The organism is Escherichia sp. WS3063, assembly GCF_046486595.1.
GTDB lineage: Bacteria > Pseudomonadota > Gammaproteobacteria > Enterobacterales > Enterobacteriaceae > Escherichia > Escherichia coli.
Genome location: NZ_JBJQKY010000088.1, coordinates 1 through 569, shown reverse-complemented (window position 1 = coordinate 569; position 569 = coordinate 1). Strand labels below are relative to the sequence as shown.

Genomic DNA, 569 nt, shown 5'->3' with positions numbered 1-569 from the left:
TGCTGAACCGTGTTGATACATCAACTGCACCTGATATTGAGTGGCCTACGAACCCTGTCAGGGAGTAATCATTGGGATTATGCCGCAGCACGTCTTAAGCAAGAACGTGCTGCGGTTGGATGCTATTTTTTCCCTGAAGCGGAAAACATTACTACAGTACCTTGAACCTTGGTTTTAACATTCTCGAAATGCTCTGAGAGTATATGTGTTAAGCCTTCTTCGGAATCTTTTGTGTTTGAAAAGATGCCTTTCTGATTGTAAATGCGCATCAGTTTTTGACCGAAGCTATTGTGCACAACTCCATCGCCAAGAATTGTGGCTCCGTATAGAGTTCCATCGTCAGTTAAGGCCTGCGCCGCATTGCGTATTACACAGCTTTTTGTAGATATATTTCCAGGCAGGCAGTGAAGAAGGTAAAACATGGAAATGGAATCAAATTGACCATGTAACGCCGCGGGATAAGGTTCAAAAACATCATGGCTAATTTTATGTTTAATTTTTGATTCCCCAGCCCTTGTAGATGCCGCGTTCAGGCTAGCTTCGTTCAAATCCATTAAAGATATCAGACT

3 protein-coding genes are annotated in these 569 nt (G+C 42.7%); 2 read left to right on the top strand and 1 reads right to left on the bottom strand.

Annotated elements, in window-relative coordinates; translation table 11 throughout:
• Both ACJHYW_RS25330 and ACJHYW_RS25325 read left to right on the top strand, forming a co-directional pair.
• The coding region (locus tag ACJHYW_RS25330) for a tail fiber assembly protein (protein ID WP_072275045.1) at positions 1 to 68 on the top strand (68 nt) is incomplete at its 5' end.
• Positions 41 to 178, top strand: a complete 138-nt coding sequence (locus ACJHYW_RS25325; protein ID WP_001309429.1) for a hypothetical protein — start codon at positions 41 to 43, stop codon at positions 176 to 178. The genes ACJHYW_RS25330 and ACJHYW_RS25325, both read left to right, overlap by 28 nt.
• Here the strand turns inward: ACJHYW_RS25325 and ACJHYW_RS25320 are convergent.
• Positions 123 to 569, bottom strand: a 447-nt coding sequence (locus ACJHYW_RS25320; protein WP_140423651.1) for a class I SAM-dependent methyltransferase, incomplete at its 5' end; no start/stop codon positions are given. The genes ACJHYW_RS25325 and ACJHYW_RS25320 overlap by 56 nt on opposite strands.